This is a genomic window from Flagellimonas amphidinii, assembly GCF_013090115.1.
In the GTDB taxonomy this organism is placed as follows: domain Bacteria; phylum Bacteroidota; class Bacteroidia; order Flavobacteriales; family Flavobacteriaceae; genus Flagellimonas; species Flagellimonas amphidinii.
Genome location: NZ_JABFNN010000027.1, coordinates 341,513 through 359,953, shown reverse-complemented (window position 1 = coordinate 359,953; position 18,441 = coordinate 341,513). Strand labels below are relative to the sequence as shown.

The window sequence follows — 18,441 nt, the reverse complement described above, 5'->3', positions numbered from 1 at the left end:
CTTATGAAAGTAAAGACAATTTTGGTTTCCCAGCCAGAACCCAAAATAGAAAATTCCCCCTACTCTCGACTTATCGAGAAAGAGAAAGTAAAGGTGGATTTTAGGCCTTTCATACATGTAGAAGGGGTAGAAGCCAAAAATGTAAGGCAACAAAAAATTGATCTCAACAATTTTTCCGCTATTATTCTTACCAGTAGGAATTCTGTAGATCATTTTTTTAGGATTGCTGAAGAAATGCGCTTCAAAGTACCGGACACAATGAAGTATTTCTGCCAATCAGAAGCTGTAGCATATTACCTACAGAAGTATGTGGTCTATAGAAAGCGCAAAATCTATGTAGGTAAGCGCACCTTCAATGAATTGGTTCCACTTATAAAAAAATATAAGGACGAAAAATTTCTTTTACCTTCTTCAGATTCTTTAAAGGCCATTGTTCCACAAGCACTGAATGATTTGGGTGTAGATTGGAAACGTGGAATTTTCTACAAGACAGTTATCAGTGATTTATCAGATCTTAGAGATGTGTATTATGATGTCTTGGTATTCTTTAGCCCATCTGGAATTGAATCTTTATTGAAGAACTTCCCAGATTTTGAGCAAAATAATACCAGAATCGCCGTATTTGGGAATAGTACTGTTAAAGCTGCCACAGAAGCAGGTCTTAGAATAGACATTCAAGCACCTACGCCTGAAACTCCATCTATGACCATGGCTCTTCAAAAGTATATAACCAGCGTAAACAAATAATTACGTTATCTATAAAATAAAAAGCCCGGTCAAAACCGGGCTTTTTTCTTTAAAAGGCATAGCGTTGTGGCCCTCCACGCCTTATTTCCTCACTCGCATAAGATTCAAACTTTTTAAAGTTTTCCCTAAATGCATTTGTTAGTTTAAATGCTGTCTTATAATAAGCCTCATCATTGTTCCAAGTGGCTCTTGGACTTAATACACTTGTTGGTACCCCTGGACATTCTCTTGGTTGTGCCACTCCAAAAACAGAGTGAATATGGTAGGTATCATAAGAATAAAGCCCAAGTTTTCCGCTTAAGGCCGCACTGATCATGGCCCTTGTATATTTTAACTTCATTCGAGTACCCACACCGTAAGGGCCACCGGTCCAACCCGTATTGATCAACCACACATCAACTCCAGATTCTTTCATTTTCTTGCTTAACATTTCTGCGTACTTAGTTGGATGCAAAGGCATAAATGGCGCTCCAAAACATGCAGAGAAAGAAGGTTGTGGTTCCACTACACCAGCTTCAGTTCCAGCAACTTTTGCCGTATATCCAGAAATAAAATGGTACGCTGCTTGTGCCGGTGTTAATTTAGAGATTGGCGGCAATACTCCAAAGGCATCCGCAGTAAGGAAAAATATGTTTTTGACATTTTTGCCTATGGAAGGTTGCTGAATGTTTTCAATATGATGAATAGGATAACTAACCCTAGTATTCTGGGTTATGGAAGAATTGGTATAGTCCACTACACCTTGATCATCCATGATGACATTTTCTAAAATTGCGCCTCTTTTAATGGCTCCATAGATTTCTGGTTCTTTTTCTTCGGAAAGGTCGATTACCTTGGCGTAACAACCTCCTTCAAAATTAAAGACCGTGTTTTCTGGTGTCCATCCATGCTCATCATCTCCGATCAACTTTCGATTGGGGTCTGTGGACAAGGTTGTTTTTCCAGTTCCAGAAAGACCAAAGAAAAGAGCCGTATCTCCATCTTCCCCTACATTGGCAGAACAATGCATAGGTAATGTATTCTTATACACGGGAAGGATAAAATTCAGCGCCGAAAAAATCCCTTTTTTGATTTCACCGGTATAGCCTGTACCTCCAACAAGAGCAATTTTTCTGGTAAAATTCAAAATGGCAAAATTATGCTGTCGGGTACCATCAACTTTTGCATCTGCCATAAAACCAGGAGCGTTCACCACGGTCCACTCTGGTTCAAAGCCTTCCAATTCAGCTTCGGTCGGTCTCAAAAACATATTATAGGCAAACATATTGGACCATGGATATTCATTAATTACGCGAATATTCATTTTATAATCCGAATCTGCACAGGCATACGAATCTCGAACATAAAGCTCTTTGTCATTTAAATAAGAAATGACCTTATCGTACAGTTTATCGAACTTTTCACTTTCAAAAGGAATATTAATACTGCCCCACCAAATTTTATCTTCAGTAATAGCGTCCTTTACAATAAAGCGGTCCATAGGAGATCTCCCCGTAAACTCACCAGTATTGACGGCCAAAGCTCCTGATGAAGCTTGTTTTCCCATTCCTTTTTCCAAAGTCAGGTTATGCAAATCATCTGAAGATAATTGGTAATGAAAGTTAGAATGCTGAATTCCGTAGGATTCAAGCGAAATCGTTTTCGTAGCTGATGTGTTAGCCTTCATTATTTTGTTTTAAAATTGGTACAAAGCTAGAAAAAACTATCTTTTTTATACCTTTTCTGAAGGTTAATCGACTATTTTTTAGTCAAAATGCTATACCCTAAAAGTAACCATGCCAGAATTAGAAACAATCCTCCAATGGGTGTTAAAAAGCCTATTGAGCGAAAATCGAAGCTGAACAAGCTATTGGTGGACAAAAAGTATATTGAAAAAGAAAACAAAAACACTCCCACTAATGTAGACCAAAACACAAGTTTCTTATGCTTTATTCCAACCCCGTCCCATATTCCCAAAAAAAGTAAGAACAAAGCATGGTACATTTGATAACGGACTCCTGTTTCAAAAGTTTCAACGGATTCTGCATCCACTAGCTTTTCCAAACCATGAGCGCCAAAAGCACCTAAGATTATAGCCAACATTCCAAGGAGAATCGCCGTCAATAAAATTGTTTTGTTCATAACTTATTATGATGATTTTTTTAAAAATATAACAATTTGATACCTTAGTACCCGTTTTAATCAAAAATAAATAAAACCCATGGTCCGTACTATTTTGGTTCTCGGTGCTGGAAAATCCACTTCTTATCTATTGGATTACCTCTTAAAAAAATCTAATGAAGAAAACCTACATTTAACCATAGGTGATTTACATCCGGAAAATATTCCCAGTGATTTTTCTTCACACCCCAATTGTAGCGTAATAGCTTTGGATATACTTAATGATGATGATTGTAAAAAGGCCATCTCATTAGCTTCCATTGTAATATCCATGTTACCTCCTAAGTTGCACATCAAGATTGCCGAATATTGCCTATACTATAAAAAGCATCTTGTAACTGCATCATATGTAAGCAAAGAAATTGAAGCGTTGGACAACGAGGTCAAAAAAAATGGCTTGATCTTTATGAATGAAATAGGCCTAGATCCTGGCATTGACCATATGAGTGCCATGGAAGTCATTGATCGTATTAGGGATGAAGGCGGAAAAATGTTACTTTTTGAATCGTTTACAGGAGGTTTGGTAGCTCCTGAAAGTGACTCTAACCTTTGGCACTACAAATTCACTTGGAATCCCAGAAATGTAGTTTTGGCTGGTCAAGGCGGTGCTGCTAAATTTATGCAAGAGGGGAGTTACAAGTACATCCCCTATCAGAAACTTTTTAGACGAACCGAATTCTTGGATATTAAGGGCTATGGATCCTTTGAAGCCTATGCAAACAGAGATTCTTTAAAATACACAAAGGCCTACGGATTAGAGAATGCCCTAACACTTTTTAGGGGCACCATGCGAAGAGTTGGGTTTTCCAAATCTTGGCAAATGTTCATCATGCTCGGCATGACAGATGACAGCTATACCATTGAAAATTCAGAAGGCATGTCCTATCGAGAGTTCGTCAATCTTTTTCTCCCATATTCACCAACCGATTCGGTAGAACTCAAACTTCGCCACTACCTTAAAATTGATCAGGATGATATTCGATGGGGGAAACTATTGGAACTCAACCTATTTGATGCTTCCAAAAAAATTCCACTTAAAAATGCCTCCCCAGCGCAAATATTGCAATACATCCTTGAAGATAGCTGGACACTCCAAGAAGATGAAAAGGACATGATTGTCATGTATCACAAATTTGGTTTTGAAATGAATGGTGAAAAAAAACAAATTGATGCCAATATGGTGGTAATTGGAGAAAATAGAACCTATACTGCTATGGCAAAAACGGTTGGCTTACCAGTCGCTATGGCCACCTTACAGATTTTGAACGGCAACATTAAAACCCCAGGAGTTCAAATTCCTATTAAAAAAGAAGTTTATCAACCCATACTTTTAGAGCTAAAATCGCACGGTATAGTTTTTAATGAGTTTGAAGTCCCTTATTTAGGTTATAATCCTGATTCCGTAGCCGGTTAACTTTCTTTAGCTTTTCTTTATCTTTAACTTCAATTTAGAAGTTGTATTGTGAAAAGCCATAACAATTCTGTCAAAATAGACGGTATCGACAAAAAAATTCTAAGGCATTTGATGGAAGATGCCCGTAGACCTATTTTAGAGATTGCAAGAAATATCGGTATTTCTGGTGCAGCCATTCATCAAAGACTGCGTAAGTTGGAAAGCTCCGGTTTACTTTCAGGTTCAAAGTTTGTAATCAATCCGAGGGTTCTGGGGTATACCACCATGGCATATATTGGTATTTTTTTGGATAAGGCCATGTCCAATCCTAGAGCCGTAAAAGAACTTGAAAAAATTCCGGAAGTACTGGAATGTCATTACACCACGGGCAATTGGTCCATACTTATCAAGGTTTTGTGCCGGGACAATGAACACCTTATGCAGGTGCTCAATAAAAAGATCCAACATATTGAAGGAGTCTCCAGAACAGAAACCTTCATCTCCCTTGACCAACAGATAGATCGGCAAATTCGAATCTGATATTTGTATTCAATCTAAATAAACATTATTTTTGCCATATGAATTTAATTCATAGGTCTAAATACTATACCCTTTATCAATCTGTTAAGGATCGTTGTTTTTATGTCGATTTTGGACAAAAAACTGTACGCATGTCCTTGTGCCAGCTATTATCACTAAGGGAGAAAACAAGACGTATCTCCATTGAAAGTCACTTTGATGGTGATTTGAACCGACACGGTTTTGAGGTTTTACTGCTTTGCAACAAGGAACACCTATTTATTTTAAATACGTTGGAGATTCTAGATTTGAGACGTTTTGTAGACCAGACTTTTGTTTCTTTAGGTCTTGCCGCCAAAGCAGAATCAATCAACGTCTAAGCTACCTTTTTTGCCCTTATTTTAATTCAGTCTTAAACTGCCTTAAAACAAGGCACTTACTTCATTTTGGTGCGTAAATTCCGTATTTTTGTTAACTATTAAAGCTAAAACCCTTAACAAATGAAAGATATAGCAAGACAAAGTATGAGTATCAAGGTGGAGTGTATGGACTTGCTCAATGGACAGATAAAAATGGAAGCTAAAGCTTCTGCTGTTTATTTGGCCATGGCATCTTGGTGTGAACAAAATGGTTTTTTTACAAGTGCAAAATTCTTCTTCAAGCAGGCTGAGGAAGAACGTGAACATATGATGAAAATTTTCAATTTTTTGGTGGATACCGGTGGTAGCCCAATGTCTCCCGAAATTTCAGACATCAATCATGATTATTCCTCTATTGTTGACGTTTTTGAGAACACTTTGGAGCATGAAGTTGCTGTGACCAAATCCATCCACAACATTGTGAAAAAAGCTCGTGAAATAGGTGATATTGCCACTGAACGTTTTTTAGATTGGTTTGTACTTGAGCAAGTTGAAGAGGAAAACACAATCCGCGATATTCTAGATATGATTGCCGTTACCGGAACAGAAGGTGTAGGTCTACAAATGATAGACAACCAAGTTGGTAATTGGATTGAATAATCACAATTAACGTATTAGCAAAAAATGGGGCCATTGGCCCCATTTTATTTTGTATCGTATTTAGTCGTCTTACTAATCTCTTCCTCCAAAAACTTGGAAGGCCCAATAAAGTAGTGAAGCCAAGGCACCCAAGGCAGCTACCAAATAGGTTCTGGCAGCCCATTTTAAAGCGTCTTCCGCACCTGCGTATTCCTGTTGGCTCACCATATTTTTTTGTTTCAACCATACCAATGCCCTTTTGCTGGCATCATATTCAACAGGGAGCGTGACAAAACTGAACACTGTAGCCAGTGCCATCATCACCAATCCAGCTACGGCAATATAAAATCCTATTCCGCCAGCCACACCAGTAGCAGCCATTAAGGCAATACCCCCAAATACGATCCATGTGGACATTCCAGAAGTAACACTTACCACAGGGACCAACTTGGAGCGCATGGTCAACCATTCATAAGCTTGGGCATGTTGTACAGCGTGACCACATTCATGGGCAGCAACGGCAGCCGCAGCTGCATTTCTTTGGCTATATACTCCTTCACTAAGGTTCACGGTCTTATTTTTTGGATTGTAGTGATCGGTCAACATTCCAGGCGTGGAAATCACCTTTACATCCCGAATTCCATGGTCATCCAGCATCTTTTGTGCAATCTCTGCACCGCTCATACCATTTCTTAAATGTACTTTGGAGTATTGTTTGAATTTACTCTTCAATCGGCTGCTGACCAACCAGCTAACCAATGCAATTCCTCCAATTAATATATAATAGGTCATCATAACTTTTCTATTTTAGGTCTTATAAATATACCTATAAAACAACAAAAACCCCGCCATAATTTGACGGGGCTTTTTTTCTGACAAAATGTAAGTTATGCCAAAACCGGTTCCCAATTGAAGGCTTCGGCTATTTCTTTATAAACTACTTCTCCTTCTACAATATTTAGACCTTTAGCCAAAGATTTATCCAAATTACAAGCACTTCTCCATCCGTTATTGGCCAAATTCAATACATAGGGCAGTGTTACATTTGTCAAGGCAACTGTAGAAGTGTAAGGGACTGCCCCAGGCATATTGGCAACACAGTAGTGCACCACATCATCAATTATATATATAGGATTTTCATGCGTTGTGGGTCTTGTGGTTTCCACGCAGCCTCCTTGGTCTACGGCCACATCAACTAGTACAGTTCCAGGATGCATTTCTTTCAACATGTCCTTTGTGATTAGATTAGGTGCTTTGGCTCCTTTCAATAGAACACCTCCTATAATCAAATCGTGGGTCTTGATGTGTTTTCTAATATTGAACTCGTTGGAGTATTCTGTGACCACATGGCTTGGCATAATATCGTTCACATATCGGAGTCGTTTCATGTTTACATCCAAAATGGTTACATGGGCGCCCAGTCCTGCTGCCATTTTTGCAGCTTGAACACCAACGGTACCCGCCCCCAATACCAAAACTCTTCCTGGAGCAACTCCAGGAACGCCCCCTAAAAGGACTCCTTTCCCTTTCACCGGTTTTTCTAAATACTTGGCTCCTTGTTGAATGGCCATACGACCGGCCACTTCGGACATTGGTGTCAATAATGGCAAAGTACCATCTTCATCCTCAACCGTTTCATAGGCAATACATATGGCTTTGCTATCCATCATGGCCTGGGTCAATGCTTCGCTGGATGCAAAATGAAAGTATGTGAAGACTATCTGACCTTTTTGAATCAATTTATATTCTTCAGCAATAGGTTCCTTTACCTTTACGATCATATCGCTCATCGCATATACCTGACCAATTGTATCCAAAATAGTGGCTCCCGCCTTTTGATAATCCTGATTAAAAAAACCACTACCTTCTCCTGCACCAGACTGTACGTATACGGTGTGATTGTTTTTTACCAGTTCAAAAACTCCTGCCGGCGTCATTCCAACCCGACTTTCATTATTCTTGATTTCTTTGGGTACCCCAACTACCATTTTGTTAATTTTTAATGGTTAATACCCCAAAGTTGTTACAAAAAATAAAAAGAGAGAAATAAAATCGATAAAAAGTAGGGGTTAATGACTAAATTTTATGTTTTTTAACTGTATACCCCTTATTTTTTTAGGGTAAAATTTATAATCATTATAAAATTTATCAGATATACCCTTCTTTATATAGGGTTATTTATGCCTTATTTTGAGAATCAACATCGTTAAGGCCAAGAGTCCAGTAACCACATTGGCCAAAATAATACTCAAACTATTGTGATGGATTCCGTAAACTATCCAGAGTACAAGTCCGGCTAGCAACACAATATACATGGTAAGGGATACACCCGCAGTGGATTTATGTTTGAATGCCTTATAAACTTGAGGCACAAATGCAGAAGTGGTCAATGTGGCCGCAACAAGGCCAACTATTTCAATGGTGTCCATAGCTGGGTATTTGCCCTAAAGGTAGAAACTTAAATGATTTTGGAAGAAAAACGTCCCCTTAAGGGGACGCATCTTTTATCCTACGATATTCACAATTTTTCCAGGCACAACAATTACTTTTTTAGGAGAACGTCCTTGTAATTGGGCCTGGGTTTTTTCATGGGCCAACACCGCAGCTTCTATTTCATCCTTGCCCATATCCAAAGGCAGCTCCAATTTAAAGCGCATTTTTCCATTAAAGGAAATGGGATACTCCTTGCTGCTTTCCACCAAATATTTTTCCTCAAATATGGGAAAAGGGGCAGCTGCAATGGATGTTGCATGACCTAATCGTTCCCAAAGCTCTTCAGCAATATGTGGCGCATAGGGCGATACCAAAATGGCGAGGGGTTCCAAAATGGCTTTGCTCGTACATTTTTGTGCCGTCAACTCATTCACACAAATCATAAAAGTGGACACCGAAGTATTGAACGAGAAGTTCTCAATATCCTCCTCCACTTTTTTAATGGTCTTGTGTAGCGTTTTTAAATTATCGGCCGTGGGCTCTGTGTCCTCAATGACCGCATAAAGCTTCCATAATTTCTTTAAGAAAGAATGCACTCCGGTAATCCCTGCCGTATTCCAAGGTTTGGATTGCTCCAAAGGCCCCAGGAACATTTCGTACAAACGAAGGGAATCTGCCCCATACTCCTCACAAATGGCATCTGGGTTGACCACATTGTATTTGGATTTGGACATTTTTTCTACTTCTCTTTTTGCAATTATAGCATCAGATTTATAAAATTTATAATTTTTAAAAATAGAGTCATATAACTTCAATTTCTCCAAATCGATTTCATCAGTAACACCGACTAAGCAGTCAATTGGAATAAGAATTTTATAAATACTTATTTCATTTATCTCTTGCCCTAGTAATCCAGACTCTTGATCCTCAATAAATTTTAGTATATCATCATTGGTAAGCAAATAATTGTTAAAGCCATTTTCTTTTATGTGCTCATTAGAAATTAAATATTGATTTAACATCAATCCTTCTTCCACATCTACAATCTCATTGCCTTTTTTAAATGATTTTATTGAAACACGATATGAATAAGCACTCGTCCCCGTAATCATCCCCTGGTTGATCAACTTTTGGGCGTACTCGTCTTTGGGCACTAGACCCTTATCAAACATGAATTTCTGCCAAAAACGGGAATACAATAAGTGGCCCGTAGCATGCTCGCTACCGCCAATGTAGAGATCCACATCTTGCCAGTACCCAATGGCCTCTTCGGAGAAGATGGCTTCATCATTTCTAGGGTCCATGTACCGGTTAAAGTACTGGGAGCTTCCCGCCCAACCTGGCATGGTGTTCAATTCTAATGGAAACACACTAGTGTGATTGATTTTTTCATTTCCCACCACCGAATTCGTCTCAATATTCCATGCCCAATGCGTAGCATTGCCCAAGGGTGGTTCCCCTGTTTCCGTGGGAAGGTATTTTTCCACTTCGGGCAACTCCAACGGCAAATGTTCCACGTCAATCATCTGGGGCATGCCATCCACATAATATACCGGGAAAGGTTCTCCCCAATAACGTTGACGACTGAATACCGCATCACGAAGACGATAATTGACCTTGCCTTCCCCATGACCAATTTTTTCTAGCTCAGCAATCACTTTTTTGGTTGCCTCCTTATAGGAAAGTCCGTTTAAGAAATCAGAATTAGCAATAATGGTAGTTGACTTATCCGCAAAAGCTTCTTCGGAAATATCAACTCCTTCAAAAATATTGGGAATGGGAATGTTATAGTGTTTTGCAAAATCATAATCGCGTTGATCACCACACGGCACCGCCATTACCGCTCCTGTACCATAACTGGCCAAAACATAGTCGCCAATCCAAATGGGAATGGGTTCCTTGGTAAAAGGATGCGCTGCATAAGCTCCGGTAAATACTCCGGACACAGTCTTTACATCGGCCATGCGATCACGCTCCGAACGCTTGGCAGTAGCCTCAACATAAGCGTCTACCTCCGCTTTTTGCGCCTCCGTAGTGATTTTGGCCACCAACTCATGTTCTGGGGCAAGCGTCATAAAGCTGACCCCAAAAATAGTATCAGGGCGGGTGGTGAAGACTTCAATGGTATCAGACTTCTCGACTGCGCTCGAAGTGACACTGTTAGTTGGAATGACATTAAAGGTGACAGAAGCTCCTTCCGAACGACCAATCCAGTTGGTTTGGGAATCTTTCAAAGGCTGTGGCCAATCAATCTTGTCCAATCCATCCAGCAAACGTTGGGCATAAGCAGTGATACGCATACTCCATTGCGTCATTTTTTTTCGGATGACAGGATGCCCTCCCCGTTCCGAAACCCCGTTTACGATCTCATCATTGGCCAAAACGGTGCCCAAGGCCGGACACCAGTTCACTTCAGTATCCGCCAAATAAGTCAATCTATATTTTAGCAGCAACTCTTGTTGGGTCTTTTCAGAAAAACTATTCCAATCTGAAGCGCTGAATGCAGGCGTATCGTCATCGCAAGCGGCTTCAACATTTGCATTCCCTTCTTTTTCGAACAGGGCAATCAAATCTGTTATGTCTTCGGCCTTGTCCGATTTTTTATTGTACCAAGAGTTGAACAATTGGATAAACACCCACTGGGTCCATTTATAATATCTTGGATTAGAAGTCCTGACTTCACGGTCCCAATCAAAAGAAAATCCCAGTTTGTCCAGTTGTTCCCGGTATCTTTTGATGTTGTTTTCGGTGGTTATGGCAGGATGTTGCCCGGTTTGAATGGCATATTGTTCTGCAGGAAGACCAAAGGAATCGTAACCCATGGGATGCAACACATTGAACCCTTTGTGCCTTTTATACCTTGAATAAATATCCGTAGCAATATAGCCCAGCGGGTGACCTACGTGCAAGCCAGCCCCAGAAGGGTATGGAAACATGGACAATGCATAAAATTTGGGTTTGTTAGAATCGTTGGTCGCTTTAAATGTTCCATTTTTTGCCCAATACTCCTGCCATTTGGCCTCAATCTCACGGAAATTATAATTCATCATGCTTCTTTATGATCATGTTGTCACATCGAGCGCAGTCGAGATGTCTCAAACGGATGGGAAGAGACTTCTCATTTGGCTTTCCAAGACTCGAAATGACAATAAACTGTATCTCTTTTCGAGTTGCAAAAATAGGTTTAATCCCCTAATTACAATTTACTTTTCTATTTTTACGTATTGATTTTCCCATATGAGCCAATATATTGAACGTTATCAACGCAGAAAGTTGATTTCCTCCTATTTTTCAGTTGTTTTGAGCATTGCTTTAGTGCTGTTTCTTCTTGGAGTTTTGGGAATGCTGGTGCTGAATACCAAAAAGTTGGCAGATCATTTCAAGGAACAGATTACCATTTCGGTTTTTTTGAAGGACAATGCCAAGCCGATCGAAATTGACCAATTGCAAAAAAGTTTGGCGATGGCGGATTACACCAAATCGGCAGAATACATTTCCAAAGAAGATGCCGCCGAACAGTACAGTGAAGACATCGGAGAAAACTTTGTGGAATTTTTAGGTTACAATCCTCTTAAAAATTCCATTGATGTGAATCTAAAAGCAGATTACGTTTCTCCGGACCAGATTTCTGAAATTGCTGATGATATTGCCGCTAAAACTTATGTGGATGAGGTGAGTTATGACAAGCCCTTGATTACACTGCTCAATGACAATACCCGAAAAATCAGTCTTTGGATTTTGGTGGCCAGTGCCGTTTTCACGGTCATTGCCGTGCTGCTGATCAATAGTTCCATTCGGCTTTCCATATATTCCAAACGCTTTATCATCAAAACAATGCAAATGGTAGGTGCTACTAAAAAGTTCATCCGAAGGCCTTTTATTTGGACCAATATAAAATTGGGTATGTTGGGTGCAGCAGTCGCACTAATTGGTTTAGGAGTATTACTTTACTACGTGAACAAGAATTTTCCAGAATTGAATCTCTTCCAGGATGTACTTGTTCTAGTTATTCTGTTTGTCGGTGTTTTCGGACTTGGGGTCATTATTTCATGGGCAAGCACCCATATAGCCACACAACGTTTCCTTAACCTAAGAACAGATGATCTTTATTATTAACTTTGCGGCATGAGCAAGAAAAACAAGAACAAAGTTCAAAAGTCTACCAATGAGTTCGTTTTCCAAAAAAAGAACTACATCTTCCTATTTATTGGTTTGGCTTTGATTGCATTGGGTTTTATTCTGATGAGTGGTGGAGGCAGTGATGACCCTAACGTGTTCAATCCAGATATCTACAACTTTAGAAGAATTCGTCTAGCACCTACGCTTGTGTTGATAGGTCTGGGCATTCAGGTATATGCCATTTTGTTGAACCCTAACAAAAACAAAAAATAACTTGGACATTATAGACGCTATCATCCTTGGCATTATTCAAGGATTGACCGAGTTTTTACCAGTATCCTCCAGTGGACATTTAGAATTGGGCAAGGCTATTTTGGGTGCAAACGCACTCCCAGAAGAAAGTCTTTTGTTTACCGTTGTGCTTCATTTTGCCACTGCATTGAGTACATTGATTGTTTTCAGAAAAGATGTTTGGGAAATTCTGAAGGGACTTTTTCAATTTAAATGGAATGAAGAAACCCAATTTTCCCTTAAAATCATTGTTTCTATGATTCCTGCTGCTCTAGTGGGCTTTTTTTTAGAGGATTTCTTAGAAGTATTTTTTGATGGCGCCATCATTATCGTAGGCATCATGCTTATTATAACAGCGATTTTATTGTACCTCGCAGATTTGGCGAAGACCACCGAAAAAGGAGTTTCTTATAGAAGTGCTTTTGTAATTGGGATGGCACAGGCCGTTGCCATATTACCAGGAATTTCCCGAAGCGGGGCCACTATTTCTGCCGCGGTCCTATTGGGTGTGGACAAAACCAAATCGGCACGTTTTTCATTTTTAATGGTCGTTCCATTGATCATGGGCAAAATGGCCAAAGATCTTCTAAGTGGCGATGTCAATTTTGCGGGCGACCAAGCCATTGCCATGGGTGCAGGTTTTGTAGCTGCATTTATTGCCGGATTGGCAGCTTGTACCTGGATGATTAAACTAGTTCGCCAGAGCAAGCTCTCGTACTTTGCTATTTATTGTTTGATTGTGGGCCTTATTGCCATTGCTTGGAGCGTTTGGGGATAGATAATTACTTTTGCCCAAAGCCCTGATGATTTGAAAACCAAAGAAGATTTTCTGAACGGTCAGATTTTACTGATCGATAAACCATTGGAATGGAGTTCCTTTCAAGCTGTGAATGCATTAAAATGGGCCATTCGCAAAAAATTCGGCCTTAAAAAAATAAAAATAGGGCATGCAGGCACGCTAGACCCACTAGCAACTGGTCTTTTGATTATTTGCACAGGAAAGTTTACTAAAAAAATACCTGAGCTTCAAGGGCAAGTCAAGGAATATACAGGAACCTTTACCTTGGGTGCAACAACACCTTCTTACGATTTGGAAACCGAAGTGGACCAAACGTATCCCATAGAGCAGTTGACCGAGGCAGCAATATACGAAGCCACCAACCAGTTTTTAGGGGAAATAGATCAAATCCCTCCTATTTTTTCAGCTTTAAAAAAAGATGGAAAACGCCTTTACGAACTCGCCCGGGAAGGGAAGGAAGTGGAAATCAAATCAAGAAAAATTGAAATTTTAGAGTTTGAAATCACTAAAATCCATTTGCCTAAAGTAGATTTTAGAGTAGTATGTAGTAAAGGAACATACATTAGGTCTCTTGCACATGATTTTGGCAGAGCACTTGAATCTGGTGCTCATTTATCCTCCCTTAGAAGAACCAAAATTGGGGATTTCAACGTAAATAATGCTACCACGCCCATTGTTTTCAAGGAAAGTCTCTCCTGAAAAAGGGTTAAATTGTTCTGCTACAGTGCATTGCTTAAGATGGAAAAATGTAATATTTCAATAAAAAAACGGTTATAGTTAGACCATGAATCTAAACAGAAACCAATTATCGCTTTTAATAACCTTCTTCTCCATGTCCATCGTGGTTTTGTTGTTGTTCAACATCCATTTGGGAGGCATAAAAGAGGAAGAATATGTTATTGAAATGAGTTTGGCGGATGAGGATATTGAAAAACTACTGGAAGAAGAGGAACAACGTTTGGAAGAATTGGCCAATAACGACCCCATTAAAAGTCACATGGCCTTGAACGAAACTGCAAAGCCAACCATTGGAAATCCAGAACCGCTCAAAACTTTGGAGGAACTCATGGAAGAAAGAGCCCTTAGCAGTGAACAAGGCGAATATTCCGATGTTGATGGTGAATTTGCAGAACAGTTAAAAGAACTGGCCAAACAGCGGGACGAAAAAAAACAACTTTTGGGAGAACGGGAAGCCCAGAAAGAGGAGTTTACAAATGCATTGAAAGACAAGCGTACGTCAATCAGCTTTTCCCTAATAGAAAGAAATGCCTATCACCTTCCACCTCCAATTTATACTTGTATTGAAGGTGGCAAAGTCGTTATCAACATCAAAGTGGATAATAACGGATATGTTACAGCAGCTGATTTCAACGATAGCAGCTCTGGAACCAGTAATGGCTGTCTGGTGGACAATGCCATTAGATATGCATTAAAAGCTAGATTTAGCCCCAGCACGAAGAATTCACAGATAGGAACAATAACTTACCTATTTCAGGCGAAGTAAGTTTTTTAGGTCCTCCAAAATATTTTCACCCTTGTTTTTGTTATACCAAAGCTGAAGATCTTTTTTAAAATCGGCAGTAAGTTGACCATGTTGTGCTTTAAAATCTTGCACCATTTTGGTAGCAATACTTGGCCTTGGTCCCCATTCCCCAACAACTTCATTGTTTTTCTTATCCAATATGATCAATTTGGGAATGGATCGGGTTCCATTGGTCAAAAAAGCATCCATAAGTTCCAAATTCTCATCCCTTAAGACAATTTTTAGATCAAAATTTGGATTTAACGCAACAAATTTGTTGATAATGGGTAAGCTAGGTGCGGCATCACCACACCAACTTTCAGTCAATACCAAAAATTCCAAACTAGCATCCAATTGAGCAATCTTTTCCTGTAAGTCAGAAGGAATTTTAAAGGTTTTGTCCCATCTTTTCATACGGCGATCTCCAAGTTGGGTATAGCTGATGTTCGCTTCGGATTGTACAGGACCTGTAGTTTGATGGCTCTCTGCCAAATGCTCTACCAAATCCCTGTATTGCTCATAGCTCATACCTTTGGCCAAACCCTCTAGAACAAGTTGTAATGGTTCTTTCTTCAAATTATTTTCAACAGCTTCCATATTTCGTTTTCATCAAAAATAAGTTCCAAAATCAGCAATATATCTGATTTTTGTCATTGGTTGGATTTCAACAGAAAAACTTACAGTGATCAAATTTGATGTGTTCCACTACAAAGCTTTAGGGTTAATGGCCAAACTCTTGAACAACATTGCTTTTGTATAAAAGAACTTGTTCTGAACCTCATTGCGTTTCAAGTTGGCATCGATGAGTTTGCTCTCCCTGGAGTTGATCAAAAACAAAGAGCTTTCCCCAAAGCTAAATTTTCGCTCCTCCGCGGCAAGCAAAGCCCCGTAATTATCAACGATATCAGCAATCAATTGATTTTGATTGGTATAAGAGTCCAACTCGCCATAAATGGCATATATTTTATTTTGAATTTCAACAAAGGCATTGTCTCTTTCAAACTCTGCATCCAACAATTTGAACTTGGCCAATTTTAAATCTCCTCGTTCTTTTCTAAGGAACAACGGAAACTTAAGACTGAATCCACCCTTATAATTATCGTTCACAAAAGAATTGATATTGTCTGGAGATTCTGTCAAGAAATTGTATTCAACATCCAGTTTGGGCAGTAGTTTATTTGCCTTTAACCGTTTGTCAACCAAAAGTCCATCTATTTTATAGTTCAAGGACCTTAATTTTGGGTGATTTTCAAGCGTAAAACTATCCAATGGCTTTCCCATAATCTCCAAAGTTCCATCAATATCAGAATTCACCTCTACATCTGGCACAACATCAGATTGTAATTCTACCGGCACATCATTGATCCATAAAAAATTGGAAAGTTCCAGAGACCGTTTTAGTAATTTTACTCTAGCCTGCTCCATGCTCAAAGCCCTGTTCTGAACTGCAATTTTGGCCTCTACCGTATCAATAATAGCAATATCCCCGGCAATCGCTCTTTGTTTAACTCCTTGTAGGCGAACTTGGGCATTTTCAAAAAAATCTCTGAACACTGCCATATCCTGATAAGCCCTTAACCAATCAAAATAAGCCAAAGAGGCTTTGTAGAGCACCTCATTCACCAAAAGGTCTTGGTCAGCTTTGGATTGCTCTCTAAAAAATTTTGCCTTCCGTAGAGTGGCCATCCGCTCGTTGATCCAGAAACCTTGTCCCAGAGACATGGAAACACCAGCACTATAAAGTCCATCATCTGGCAAATTTTCATCTGAATTGGTAAAATCACCTTCATTTTGGGAGAAGTTCCCTTTGAGCTCCACACCAAACCACGTTGGAATCTTAAATGTTGCATTAAGTCGATCCCAATATTCGGTGCCTTTAAATTCTTTCCGATCATAATCCACCTCAATATTTGGGTCAAAACCTCCTCTGGACTTCATCAAATTGGCCTGGCCAGCTGCAATTGTCAACTGAGCCTGTTTTGCCAGTGGGTGGTATTTCTTCACATAACCCAAATATTCCTTAAAATTGAGCACCAATGTATCTTGCTGACCATAGGTTAAACCCATGGAAAACAGAAAACAAAAAAGAAGGGTTAGGAGCTGGTTATTTTTTATCAGCATCGGCCATTTTATTTTCGGGTTGATAATAGTTGGGTGGGAATCCATTCAACTGTCTCCAAAGCTCAAACCAAATAGGCACATCATTTAAAAGTGCAAGTGTATTTGCACCGGACCCGACTCTTATAGCCTCTGGCCAAGGTTCATCATCTTTGTCCGGGGCCAGTAAAATTCTGTATTTTCCATTATCACTGATGAATGTTTCTATGGCCACTACCTTGCCTCCAAACGTACCAAAGGAAACATTGGGCCATCCATTGAACACGATAGCGGGCCATCCATCAAATTGAATTCTAACTTTTTCCCCAATATGAAGCAATGGTAAATCGATTGGTTCTACAAAGGTCTCAACTGCCATCTCGTAATCTGCAGGCATAATTCCCACTAAACGATCCCCTTCTTTAAAAGTTTCGCCAATTCCAGATTGCAGGGCTTTGTTGATATACCCGCTTTGTGGAGCCCTAATATATAAGAGATTATTTCTGATTTCGTAGTTGGTGTAGGCATTTTCCAACTTAGTCACCTGTGCTTCGGAATCAAATTGATTCGATTGTGCCGTGAACATATCGCTCCTCGCCTTAGAAATCTTATCGGTGTATTCTGCCAAAACACGATTCACCTCCACTCGGGCATTGATGACATTATTTTTGCTGGCCAATAATTTATTTTCTTGGGAAATTAGTTTGGCCTGCGTCTCCTGAAGTTTCAATCGTTTTTCTTCAACATCGGTAACTGCTTTAAGGCCTTCTTGCTGCAATTGAAGCGTCCGGTCATACTGTCGCTCAGCAATAGAAATATTGGTCTTGGCCGCTTCCAAATCAATACTATCACTTTGTACCTTAAGCTTAGATTGCATCAACTTATTTTTGGCCTGTTCCAATTTAAGTCCCCGCTCATTGGTCAGGGCACTAATTTGGGTGTTTAAGGCCTTTACCTTTTCTTGATAGGAAACCACAGACATGGATTTGGCCTTGATCTGCTGCCCAGTACGTTCTACCAGATCAGGGTCAAAATACTCACTTTTTACCTCCGAAATATAAAGAATTGTATCTCCTTTTTCTACAAAATCCCCTTCTTGCACATACCATTTTTCAATTCGCCCTGGTATTGGGGATTGAATGGTCTGCGGACGTTGATCCGGTCTTAAAGTGGTAAGATACCCCTTTCCAGAAATGGTCTGGGTCCACGGCAAAAACAAGACAATAAATGTAACGATGGAAAACACCACCAACAGCCGATTAAAATGCTTGTTGTGCTTTCTATCAAATACCTTCTTGGCAGCTTTGTAACCACTCAGGTCCACTTTTTGATTTAACTTATTAGGTGATATATTCAGCATGGT

Annotated in this window: 19 protein-coding genes; 10 read left to right on the top strand and 9 right to left on the bottom strand. The window is 39.6% G+C overall.

Annotated elements, in window-relative coordinates; translation table 11 throughout:
• Nucleotides 1-3 precede the first annotated feature (3 nt).
• Nucleotides 4-747: a uroporphyrinogen-III synthase gene (locus HJC33_RS06280; RefSeq protein ID WP_171657946.1), complete on the top strand. Its 744-nt coding sequence runs from the start codon at nucleotides 4-6 to the stop codon at nucleotides 745-747.
• 49 nt (nucleotides 748-796) lie between these two features.
• Here the strand turns inward: HJC33_RS06280 and pckA are convergent, their stop codons facing one another.
• The gene (gene pckA, locus HJC33_RS06275; protein WP_171657945.1) at nucleotides 797-2,413 is read right to left on the bottom strand and encodes a phosphoenolpyruvate carboxykinase (ATP); all 1,617 of its coding nucleotides are present in this window, start codon (nucleotides 2,411-2,413) and stop codon (nucleotides 797-799) included.
• 71 nt (nucleotides 2,414-2,484) lie between these two features.
• On the bottom strand, nucleotides 2,485-2,868 hold the full coding sequence (locus HJC33_RS06270; protein ID WP_171657944.1) for a DUF423 domain-containing protein: 384 nt from the start codon (nucleotides 2,866-2,868) through the stop codon (nucleotides 2,485-2,487).
• Between the two features lie 79 nt (nucleotides 2,869-2,947).
• Here HJC33_RS06270 and HJC33_RS06265 point away from each other — a divergent pair, with 79 nt between their 5' ends.
• The 4 genes from HJC33_RS06265 (at nucleotide 2,948) to HJC33_RS06250 (ending at nucleotide 5,838) form a co-directional block, all read left to right on the top strand.
• Nucleotides 2,948-4,321 (top strand): saccharopine dehydrogenase family protein, encoded by a 1,374-nt coding sequence (locus tag HJC33_RS06265; protein ID WP_171657943.1) that lies wholly within the window; start codon nucleotides 2,948-2,950, stop codon nucleotides 4,319-4,321.
• 48 nt (nucleotides 4,322-4,369) lie between these two features.
• The gene (locus HJC33_RS06260) at nucleotides 4,370-4,840 is read left to right on the top strand and encodes an Lrp/AsnC ligand binding domain-containing protein (RefSeq protein ID WP_171657942.1); all 471 of its coding nucleotides are present in this window, start codon (nucleotides 4,370-4,372) and stop codon (nucleotides 4,838-4,840) included.
• A 38-nt stretch (nucleotides 4,841-4,878) separates the two neighbouring features.
• The gene (locus tag HJC33_RS06255; protein ID WP_171657941.1) at nucleotides 4,879-5,199 is read left to right on the top strand and encodes a hypothetical protein; all 321 of its coding nucleotides are present in this window, start codon (nucleotides 4,879-4,881) and stop codon (nucleotides 5,197-5,199) included.
• Nucleotides 5,200-5,319: 120 nt separating this feature from the next.
• On the top strand, nucleotides 5,320-5,838 hold the full coding sequence (locus tag HJC33_RS06250) for a ferritin (protein ID WP_171657940.1): 519 nt from the start codon (nucleotides 5,320-5,322) through the stop codon (nucleotides 5,836-5,838).
• Between the two features lie 72 nt (nucleotides 5,839-5,910).
• On the opposite strand, the gene HJC33_RS06245 is transcribed toward HJC33_RS06250, so the two are convergent.
• The 4 genes from HJC33_RS06245 to HJC33_RS06230 all read right to left on the bottom strand — a co-directional run bounded on the left by HJC33_RS06245 (nucleotide 5,911) and on the right by HJC33_RS06230 (nucleotide 11,297).
• Entirely contained in the window at nucleotides 5,911-6,612 is a 702-nt protein-coding gene (locus HJC33_RS06245) for a zinc metallopeptidase (protein WP_171657939.1), read from the bottom strand.
• A 92-nt stretch (nucleotides 6,613-6,704) separates the two neighbouring features.
• The gene (gene ald, locus HJC33_RS06240) at nucleotides 6,705-7,805 is read right to left on the bottom strand and encodes an alanine dehydrogenase (RefSeq protein WP_171657938.1); all 1,101 of its coding nucleotides are present in this window, start codon (nucleotides 7,803-7,805) and stop codon (nucleotides 6,705-6,707) included.
• A gap of 186 nt (nucleotides 7,806-7,991) precedes the next feature.
• Nucleotides 7,992-8,246 (bottom strand): SemiSWEET family sugar transporter, encoded by a 255-nt coding sequence (locus tag HJC33_RS06235; protein ID WP_171657937.1) that lies wholly within the window; start codon nucleotides 8,244-8,246, stop codon nucleotides 7,992-7,994.
• 75 nt (nucleotides 8,247-8,321) lie between these two features.
• Nucleotides 8,322-11,297, bottom strand: coding sequence for a leucine--tRNA ligase (locus tag HJC33_RS06230; protein ID WP_171657971.1), 2,976 nt, complete (start codon nucleotides 11,295-11,297; stop codon nucleotides 8,322-8,324).
• A gap of 190 nt (nucleotides 11,298-11,487) precedes the next feature.
• On the opposite strand from HJC33_RS06230, the gene HJC33_RS06225 reads away from it, so the two are divergent.
• The 5 genes from HJC33_RS06225 to HJC33_RS06205 all read left to right on the top strand — a co-directional run bounded on the left by HJC33_RS06225 (nucleotide 11,488) and on the right by HJC33_RS06205 (nucleotide 14,963).
• Complete coding sequence (locus HJC33_RS06225; protein ID WP_171657936.1) at nucleotides 11,488-12,366, top strand: cell division protein FtsX; 879 nt, start codon at nucleotides 11,488-11,490, stop codon at nucleotides 12,364-12,366.
• Between the two features lie 9 nt (nucleotides 12,367-12,375).
• Nucleotides 12,376-12,642 (top strand): DUF3098 domain-containing protein, encoded by a 267-nt coding sequence (locus HJC33_RS06220; protein WP_171657935.1) that lies wholly within the window; start codon nucleotides 12,376-12,378, stop codon nucleotides 12,640-12,642.
• A 1-nt stretch (nucleotide 12,643) separates the two neighbouring features.
• Nucleotides 12,644-13,438, top strand: a complete 795-nt coding sequence (locus HJC33_RS06215) for an undecaprenyl-diphosphate phosphatase (protein WP_171657934.1) — start codon at nucleotides 12,644-12,646, stop codon at nucleotides 13,436-13,438.
• 30 nt (nucleotides 13,439-13,468) lie between these two features.
• The gene (truB, locus tag HJC33_RS06210; RefSeq protein ID WP_171657933.1) at nucleotides 13,469-14,158 is read left to right on the top strand and encodes a tRNA pseudouridine(55) synthase TruB; all 690 of its coding nucleotides are present in this window, start codon (nucleotides 13,469-13,471) and stop codon (nucleotides 14,156-14,158) included.
• A gap of 85 nt (nucleotides 14,159-14,243) precedes the next feature.
• A complete protein-coding gene (locus HJC33_RS06205; RefSeq protein ID WP_171657932.1) occupies nucleotides 14,244-14,963 on the top strand; it encodes an energy transducer TonB in 720 nt (239 codons plus the stop codon).
• On the opposite strand, the gene HJC33_RS06200 is transcribed toward HJC33_RS06205, so the two are convergent.
• From HJC33_RS06200 to HJC33_RS06190, 3 genes are all read right to left on the bottom strand, one after another.
• Entirely contained in the window at nucleotides 14,946-15,578 is a 633-nt protein-coding gene (locus HJC33_RS06200) for a thioredoxin family protein (RefSeq protein ID WP_171657931.1), read from the bottom strand. The two genes, HJC33_RS06205 and HJC33_RS06200, sit on opposite strands and share 18 nt — an antisense overlap.
• 108 nt (nucleotides 15,579-15,686) lie before the next feature.
• Nucleotides 15,687-17,048 carry a TolC family protein gene (locus tag HJC33_RS06195; RefSeq protein ID WP_246245499.1) on the bottom strand — a complete coding sequence of 454 codons (1,362 nt, stop codon included), beginning with the start codon at nucleotides 17,046-17,048 and terminating at the stop codon, nucleotides 15,687-15,689.
• Nucleotides 17,049-17,085: 37 nt separating this feature from the next.
• Nucleotides 17,086-18,438 (bottom strand): HlyD family secretion protein, encoded by a 1,353-nt coding sequence (locus HJC33_RS06190; protein ID WP_171657929.1) that lies wholly within the window; start codon nucleotides 18,436-18,438, stop codon nucleotides 17,086-17,088.
• Nucleotides 18,439-18,441 lie beyond the last annotated feature (3 nt).